4 protein-coding genes are annotated in these 8,391 nt (G+C 72.9%); 1 reads left to right on the forward strand and 3 read right to left on the reverse strand.

Annotated features, from left to right (window positions below; translation table 11 throughout):
* A partial coding sequence (locus E1265_RS29330) for a cytochrome P450 (protein ID WP_132934023.1) occupies positions 1-1,353 on the reverse strand: 1,353 nt, incomplete at its 3' end.
* Positions 1,354-1,498: 145 nt separating this feature from the next.
* Positions 1,499-5,062, reverse strand: coding sequence for a transcription-repair coupling factor (mfd, locus tag E1265_RS29335; protein WP_132934024.1), 3,564 nt, complete (start codon positions 5,060-5,062; stop codon positions 1,499-1,501).
* 1,000 nt (positions 5,063-6,062) lie between these two features.
* Between mfd and E1265_RS29340 the strand changes: the two genes are divergently transcribed.
* On the forward strand, positions 6,063-7,424 hold the full coding sequence (locus tag E1265_RS29340) for an OFA family MFS transporter (RefSeq protein WP_132934025.1): 1,362 nt from the start codon (positions 6,063-6,065) through the stop codon (positions 7,422-7,424).
* A 175-nt stretch (positions 7,425-7,599) separates the two neighbouring features.
* Here the strand turns inward: E1265_RS29340 and E1265_RS29345 are convergent, their stop codons facing one another.
* Complete coding sequence (locus E1265_RS29345) at positions 7,600-8,088, reverse strand: OsmC family protein (RefSeq protein ID WP_132934026.1); 489 nt, start codon at positions 8,086-8,088, stop codon at positions 7,600-7,602.
* Between the last annotated feature and the right edge of the window lie 303 nt (positions 8,089-8,391).

Here is an 8,391-nt window from a genome sequence, read left to right on the forward strand (position 1 = left end):
GGGCGGTGGGGTGGCCGGCTGCCCGGCGGCGCTCGCGGCGCTCGGCAGTGCCATGAAGGCCGGCGGCTCGGCCGTGGCCTCGGCCGGGACGCGCGTCGGCGACATCAGCGGCAGTTCGACCGGCATGCGGACCACGTAGCCGGGCCCCCACGCCAGGTCGCGCTCGTCGACGGCGAGCCGCAGCGCCGGCATCCGGTGCAGCAGCCGCCGCACCGCGCAGTCCACGATCAGCACACCGAGGTCCTGCGCCGGGCAGGCGTGCGCGCCGGCGCCCCACGCCAGGTGCGCCCGGCTGGCACGCAGCGCCTCCTCCTCCACCGGCCGCACCGCCGGGTCGAGGCCGGACGCGACCATCGAGACGATCACCAGGTCGCCGGCGCTGATCTCGTACTGCCCCAACACGGTCGAGCTGGTCGCCCAGTTCATGAAGACGTTGTGGACCGGCGGGTCGTCCCACAGCACGCGGTTGGCCGCCTCGGCCACGGTGATGATGCCGGACTCGACGTCGCGGCGCAGCCGGTCGTCCGTGACGAGCCGCAGCAGCGTGGCCGCGATCCACGCCGAGGTGGGCCCCAGGCCGCCCTGGAGCATCAGCCGCACCTGGTCGGCCACCTCGTCGGGGTCGAAGACGCCCGTGCCGTACTGCGCGATCAGCCAGGAGGTGAGGTCGGCGCCCGGCGCCCTGAGCTTCTCCTCGACCTGCTCCCGCATCTGTTCGTCCATCCGCCGCGCGGCCGCGTTCGCGCCGGGGCCCGCCTGGACGATCTCGAGCACGGTCTGGGAGACGGCGGTCGCCCGCTCCTCCGGCAGGCCGAGCAGGCCCATCATCACCAGCATCGGCAGTGGCTGCGCGTACCAGTTGACGACGTCGACGGGCCCGAAGGCCGGGAACGCGTCGATCAACTGGTCAGCGAGGTGGTCGACATAGCCGCGCGTGTGCTCGGGGTGCAGCCCGGAGAGCGCCTGGTCGACCGGCGACCGCAGCCGCCGGTGCTCCGCGCCGTCGGCGGAGAACATGTTCCGGCGGCGCTCGGTCTGCTGCACGAGCGGGTGGTCGGGCACCCGGCCCTCGGCCCGGTCGCGCCACCAGCGCGAGTCGTGCGAGAACACGCCGGAGCGGTTGTTCAGGACCTCGAGCTGTTCGCGGTGTCCCAGCACGAGCCAGCCCCGGAAGCCGCCACGCTCGTCCACCTCGACCGGCACCACCGGCCCGTACTTCTCTCTCAGGTCGCGGTAGAAGCCGGCCGGGTCGTTCTCGAACTCGGGCCCGTACATGGGGACGTGGCTGGCCGGAGCGCCGGCTCGGGGCGGCCAGGGGCTGCCGTCGGGCATCAGCGGGGCTGGGGAGGTCATGGAACTCCGAACGGTGATGGACGGTGCGTCACGGAACGGTAGGTGATCGTATTACCTCAACTCCCTTGCGAGGGGGCCGATTCGGCCTTCCTCACACACCACTCACCACACCACTCACCGCTTCACGAGCCGCGACGTGCCCCGCTCAGGAGCCGGGGATGGTGGTGAGGAACTCCCCGGTCCAGGCCAGCAGTTCGCGCCCGGCCAGCGGCTTCCCGCCGATCCGCGCCGTGGTGGGCCGCGGCACGAGCACCTGGCCGGTGGCCCGTTTGACGACCGACCCCGGGTAGACCCGGTTGAGGCGCAGCTCCTGCGACTCCCGCAACTCGACCGGCGAGAACCGGATCCGACTGCCCTGCAGGGTGATGTCCGTCACCCCGCAGGAGCGGGCCAGCATCCGGAGGCCCGCCACCAGCAGCAGGTTCTCCGTCGCCTCGGGCAACGGACCGTACCGGTCGGTCAACTCCTCCCTGACCGCCCGGATGTCCTCCTCCGTGTTGGCCGCGGCGATCGACCGGTACGCCTGAAGCCGCAGCCGCTCGCCCGGCGCGTAGTCGTGCGGCACGTGCGCGTCCACCGGCAGCTCGATCTTCACCTCGAGCAGCGACTCCTCCGGCTCCGCCGCTCCGCCGGTCTCCAGCGTCGCCCGGTAGTCGGCCACCGCCTCGCCCACCATCCGCACGTACAGGTCGAAACCCACGCCCGCGATGTGGCCCGACTGCTCGCCGCCGAGCAGGTTGCCCGCGCCCCTGATCTCCAGGTCCTTCATCGCCACATACATGCCGGCGCCCATCTCGGTGTGCTGGGCGATGGTGGCGAGCCGCTCGTGCGCGGTCTCGGTCAGCGGCTTCTCCGGTGGGTAGAGGAAGTACGCGTAGCCGCGCTCCCTGCCCCGGCCGACCCGCCCGCGCAGCTGGTGGAGTTGGGAGAGGCCGAAGGTGTCGCCGCGCTCCACGATCAGGGTGTTGGCGTTGGAGATGTCGATGCCGGACTCGACGATCGTCGTCGACACCAGCACGTCGAACTTCTTCTCCCAGAAGTCCACCACGACCCGCTCCAGCAGGGACTCGCTCATCTGCCCGTGCGCGGTGGCGATCCGCGCCTCCGGCACGATGGCGCGCAGCCTGCTGGCCACCCGGTCGATGGACTCCACCCGGTTGTGGATGTAGAACACCTGGCCCTCGCGCAGCAGTTCGCGCCGGATCGCGGCGCCGATCTGCTTCTCCTCGTAGGGGCCGACGAACGTCAGTACCGGGTGCCGCTCCTCGGGCGGCGTGGTGATGGTGGACATCTCGCGGATGCCCGTCACCGCCATCTCCAGCGTCCGCGGGATCGGCGTCGCGGACATCGTCAGCACGTCCACGTTGGCCCGCAGCTTCTTCAGCTGCTCCTTGTGCTCGACGCCGAACCGCTGCTCCTCGTCGACGATCACCAGGCCGAGGTCCTTGAACTTCACCTCGGACGAGAACAGCCGGTGGGTGCCGATGACGACGTCGACCGTGCCGTCGCGCAGCCCCTCGAGCGCCGCCCTGGACTCCGCGTCGGTCTGGAAGCGGGAGAGCGGGCGCACGTTGACCGGAAACTGCGCATAGCGCTCCGAGAACGTGCCGAAGTGCTGCTGCACCAGCAGCGTGGTCGGCACGAGCACCGCCACCTGCTTGCCGTCCTGCACGGCCTTGAACGCGGCGCGCACCGCGATCTCGGTCTTGCCGTAGCCGACGTCGCCGCAGATCAGCCGGTCCATCGGAACCGACTTCTCCATGTCGTCCTTGACCTCGCCGATGGTGGTCAGCTGGTCCGGGGTCTCGGCGTAGGGGAACGCGTCCTCCAGCTCGCGCTGCCACGGCGTGTCGGTGCCGAAGGCGTGTCCGGGTGCCGCCATCCGCGCCGAGTAGAGCTTGATCAGGTCGGCGGCGATCTCCTTGACCGCCTTGCGGGCCCGCGCCTTGGTCTTGGTCCAGTCCGCGCCGCCGAGCCGGTGCAGGGACGGCGCCTCGCCGCCGACGTACTTGGTGACGAGGTCGAGCTGGTCGGTCGGCACGAACAGCCGGTCGCCCGGCTGGCCGCGCTTGGCCGGCGCGTACTCGACCAGCAGGTACTCGCGGGTCGCGCCCTGCACGGTGCGCTGCACCATCTCGACGTAGCGGCCCACGCCGTGCTGCTCGTGCACGATGTAGTCGCCGGCGGTCAGCGTCAGCGGGTCAAGCGTCTTGCGGCGCCGGGCCGGCATCCGGGTGCCGTCGCGGCCGGCCGTCTTCTGCCCGGTCAGGTCGGTCTCGGTGAGCACGGCCAGGCGCAGCTCGGGCGCCAGGAAGCCGTGCTCGATCGCCCCGCAGGAGACCTGGACCACGGACGGCACCGGCTCGCCGGTCAGCGCCGGCACCAGGCGGGCCGCGATGCCCTCGCCGCCGAGCACCTCGACGGTGCGGCTGGCCGGGCCCTGCCCCTCGGTGAGGTAGACCACCCGCCAGCCGTCGGCCAGCCAGCCCTTGGTGTCGGCGAGGGCACGCGCCGTGTCACCCCGGTAGCTCTCGGCGGCCCGCAGGCCGAGCCGCAACACGTCGTCGACCTCGTCGACGGCCTCGTCACCTGAGGCCTGCGAGAACGGCGAGACCGACCACCAGGGCATGCCGAGCTCGGCGGCGCGCTCCCGCACCTCGGCGAGGCCACGCAGCGAGGCGGCGCCGACGTCGATGGGCGCCTCGCCGGTGTCGGACATGGCGGCGGCGGCCCAGGACGCCTGCAGGAACTCCTGGCTGGTGGCGACCAGGTCGGCGGCCCTGGTCCGCACCCGCTCCGGATCGCAGACCACCGTCATGGCGCCGGCCGGCAGCACGTCGACCAGCAGCTCCATGTCGTCGACGAGGACGGGCGCCAGCGACTCCATGCCGTCCACGGCGATGCCCTCGGCGATCTTGCCGAGCAGCTCGTCGAGCTCGGGGTGCGCGCGGGCCAGCTCGGCGGCGCGCGCCCGCACCTCGTCGGTGAGCAGCAGCTCACGGCACGGGGGCGCCCACAGGCCGTGCTCGGCGACCTCGAGGGACCGCTGGTCGGCCACCTTGAAGTAGCGGATCTCCTCGATGTCGTCGCCCCAGAACTCCACCCGCAGCGGGTGCTCCTCGGTGGGCGGAAACACGTCGAGGATGCCGCCGCGCACCGCGAACTCGCCGCGCTTCTCGACCAGTTCCACCCGGGAGTAGGCGGCGGCCGCCAGCGCCTCGGTGACCCGGCCGAGGTCGGCGGTGGCGCCGGCCCGCAGGCTGACCGGCTCCAGGTCGCCGAGTCCCTTCACCTGCGGCTGCAGCACGGCGCGGATCGGGGCCACCACCACGGATACGGGCCCGGCGCCCGGGTCGTCGGCGCGCGGGTGCGCGAGCCTGCGCAGCACGGCGAGCCGCCGGCCGACGGTGTCGGCGCGCGGCGAGAGCCGCTCGTGCGGCAGGGTCTCCCAGGCCGGGAACTCCACGACGGCGTCGGCCACCGGCAGCAGCGAGCGGAGCGCGGCGGCCAGGTCCTCGGCCTCCCGGCCGGTCGCCGTCACGGCCAGCACGGGACGCCCGGCGCCGGCCAGCGCAGCGACGGCCAGCGGCCGCGCCGCGGGCGGACCGACCAGGTCGACATGCCGCCGCCGCCCGTCGGCGGCGGCGGAGACGGCCTCGTCCAGGGCGGGGTCATGACGTACGGCGTCGAGCAGACCGGCAAGAGACATCAGGCACGCTTCCGTCCGCGACCAAGCCGCAGCTTGGCATGAGTGGCTTGAGCGCCCTCGCGCCGCCGGCGCGCCACGCGCACGCGGGCACCACGAAGGCCCCGACACGGATCCTCCGGCCGGGCTCACCCGACGAGCCCCCAGGGCACCGCCGGACAAACCTCAAGAGTACGCGCCCATCACGGCAGCACTGGCGCCCGGCCAAGCCGGGCCGGCCGCGTAGGCCGGCCGGCCACCGGCCTACGCGGCCGGCGGCACGGCCGACCGACGCAGGCGCCCGCCGGGCACCGCCACGGCCCTCCTCGTCGGCGCCGCAGCCGACCCCGGCCCTTCGGCCACGACCAACCGCACCGCCACGGCCCACCCATCAACGCCGCAGCGCCCCCGCACGCCTGGGACCACGGCACGCCACGCTTCCCCCGCCAGGCGGCACCGCCACGGCCCACGCGTCAGCACGGCAGCCGACCGGGCCCGCCTTGGACCACGGCCGCACCGCCCCGCCACAGCCCTCCTCATCGGCGCCGCAGCCGACCCCCCAGCCTTCGGCCACGACCAACCGCACCGCCACGGCCCACGCGTCAGCACGGCACCCGGCCCCCACGCCGTCGGCCACGACCAACCGCACCGGTCGCCGGGCGGTGAGCCGTGTGCCAGGCGTACCGCACCTGCCATGGAGGGCGGCACGTCGGCGCCGCACGCCGGCGCGCCAGCCGACCGGGCTCGCCGTACAGACGGGGCCCATGAGGCGCACGGGGCCGCCGCCCCGCACGCCGCCCCCGGCGGCCCGGGCCCGGAGCGCACGCTCCGCCGACGCCGCTCCGGCGAAGGCGCCCCGCGCCGGCAGGCCCGCCCGTCGTGTCGGCCCGCCGCCGTTGGCGAGGCGGGCCGTTTCCACACTTCCTCCCGGCAACCTCCACCGCACACCCCACCCCGGCTGTTCGAAGGTTCAACTACGTTCGTGGCCCCCGCCCGCTCACCCACCCAAAAGGGGGAATGGTCCATGGCCGGAGGCTGGCTGGATCGCTCCCGGATCGTCGCGCCGGCCGGTTGGAACCGGTGGCTGGTGCCGCCGGCCGCCCTCTCCGTGCACCTGGCCATCGGGCAGGCGTACGCCTGGAGCGTCTTCAAACCGCCGCTGGAGGAGGCCCTCGGCCTGAGCGGCACGCAGAGCGCGCTGCCCTTCCAGTTCGGCATCGTGATGCTCGGCCTGTCCGCCGCCTTCGGCGGCACCCTCGTGGAGCGCAACGGCCCCCGCTGGGCGATGTTCGTCTCCGCCGTCTGCTTCTCCTCCGGCTTCCTGATCTCCGCCCTCGGGGTGCTGACCGAGCAGTTCTGGCTGGTGGTCCTCGGCTACGGCTGCGTCGGCGGCATCGGCCTCGGTATCGGCTACATCTCGCCGGTCTCGACGCTGATCAAGTGGTTCCCCGACCGCCCCGGCATGGCCACCGGCATCGCCATCATGGGCTTCGGCGGCGGCGCGCTGATCGCCTCGCCCTGGTCGAGCGAGATGCTGGACGCCTTCGGCACCGACACCGACGGCATCGCCACCGCCTTCGCCGTGCACGGCGCCGTCTACGCCGTGTTCATGTCGCTCGGTGTCTGGCTGGTCCGGGTCCCCGCCGACCCGTCCCCCTCCGCGGCCGCCATGGCCAGGCTCAGCGCCGGCACCGCCGCGATCCGCGTCTCGGCGAGCACCGCCATCCGCACGCCTCAGTTCTGGTGCCTGTGGGTGGTGCTGTGCTGCAACGTGACCGCCGGCATCGGCATCCTGGAGAAGGCCGCGCCGATGATCCAGGACTTCTTCGCCGACACCGACGCGCCCGTCTCAGCCGCCGCCGCTGCCGGCTTCGTGGCCCTGCTCTCGCTCGCCAACATGTCGGGCCGGATCGTCTGGTCCTCCACCTCCGACCTGGTCGGCCGGAAGAACATCTACCGCCTCTACCTGGGCGCTGGCGCGCTGCTCTACCTCACCCTGGCGCTGGCCGGCGACGCCGCCAAGCCGCTCTTCATCGTCGCGGCGCTGCTGCTGCTCTCCTTCTACGGCGGCGGCTTCGCGACCATCCCGGCCTACCTGCGCGACCTGTTCGGCACCTACCAGGTCGGCGCCATCCACGGCCGGCTGCTCACCGCCTGGTCGGTGGCCGGCGTACTCGGCCCGCTGATCGTCAACGCCATCGCGGACAGCCAGGAGTCGGCCGGCAGGACCGGGCCCGACCTCTACGCCCTGTCCTTCGTCGTCATGATCGCCCTGCTGGTGATCGGCTTCGTGGCCAACGAACTCGTCCGGCCGGTGGCCGCCAGGCACTACGAGCCGCAGCCGGGACCCGAAGCCGCCCAGGAGCCGAAGGAGGCCGCCCGGTGAACCGCCGCGCCCTGCTCGTCATCACCTGGCTGTGGGTCGGCCTCCCCCTGACCTACGGCCTCGTCGAACTCGTCCGCAAGGCCAGTCAGCTGTTCACCGGTTGAGCAGGGAGTCGACGTCCAGCTCCACCTTCGCGCCGATGGACTCGGCGACACGAACGAGTCCCCAGGGTGGCTCAGCCCTGCCGCGCCACCCGGATCTCGGGGGCGTGGTGGACCGGGAAGTTGACCGAGTTGGCGATGAAGCAGGCGCGGTGCGCGTCCTCGTGGAGCTCGGTGGCGCTCGGGGCCATGGTCTCGTCGGCCACCGTGACCACCGGGGCGAGCACCACCTCGGTGAAGTGTCCTGCCGTGCCCGCGCTCTCCACCATCGTGCCGCGCGCCGCGTCCTCGTAGCCCGTCACCACCACGCCCTTGAGGGCGCAGAGCGCGAGGTAGCTCAGCATGTGGCACTGGGAGAGCGAGGCGACCAGCAGCTCCTCGGGGTTCCACCGCTCGGGGTCGCCCACGAAGGTCTTGTCGGCGCTGGCCACGATCATCGTCGGCTTGCCGGCCGCCGTGATCTCGGTGTCGCGCGCGTACGCCCGGTATCCCGCCGTGCCCTCACCCGTGTTGCCGGTCCAGCGCACCGTGACCGCGTAGGCGTGTTCCCTGGTTCTGCTCATACGCCCCAGTATGGCCGCGCGCCCACCGCCCCAGGCGAACCGACGAGCATGACGTGCACACGCCTTTGCCGAGTCGTTACCTGAAGCACGCCGCGCAGAAACGTTCAACCGAAAGCATGTCCCAGGCATCACCCCCACCCGGCTCCGCGGAGCCGAACCCGCCCCCACGATCAGGGAGTTCGCGTTGCCCCACATACGCAGCTCGATCCGCGCCGGCTCGTTCTACGCGCGTCGACGCCTGGGCCTGATAGCCGCCCTCACCGGCCTGATATCCATCGCCGCCCTGTTCAGCGGCCCCTCCGC

The sequence above is a fragment of the Streptomyces sp. 8K308 genome, assembly GCF_004348315.1.
In the GTDB taxonomy this organism is placed as follows: domain Bacteria; phylum Actinomycetota; class Actinomycetes; order Streptomycetales; family Streptomycetaceae; genus Streptomyces.

What these genes read in the sequence shown, in the direction of transcription:
- mfd (WP_132934024.1), bottom strand. Translation starts at nt 5,062, where the DNA reads ATGTCTCTTGCCGGTCTGCTCGACGCCGTACGTCATGACCCCGCCCTG.
- E1265_RS29340 (WP_132934025.1), top strand. Translation starts at nt 6,063, where the DNA reads ATGGCCGGAGGCTGGCTGGATCGCTCCCGGATCGTCGCGCCGGCCGGT.
- E1265_RS29345 (WP_132934026.1), bottom strand. Translation starts at nt 8,088, where the DNA reads ATGAGCAGAACCAGGGAACACGCCTACGCGGTCACGGTGCGCTGGACC.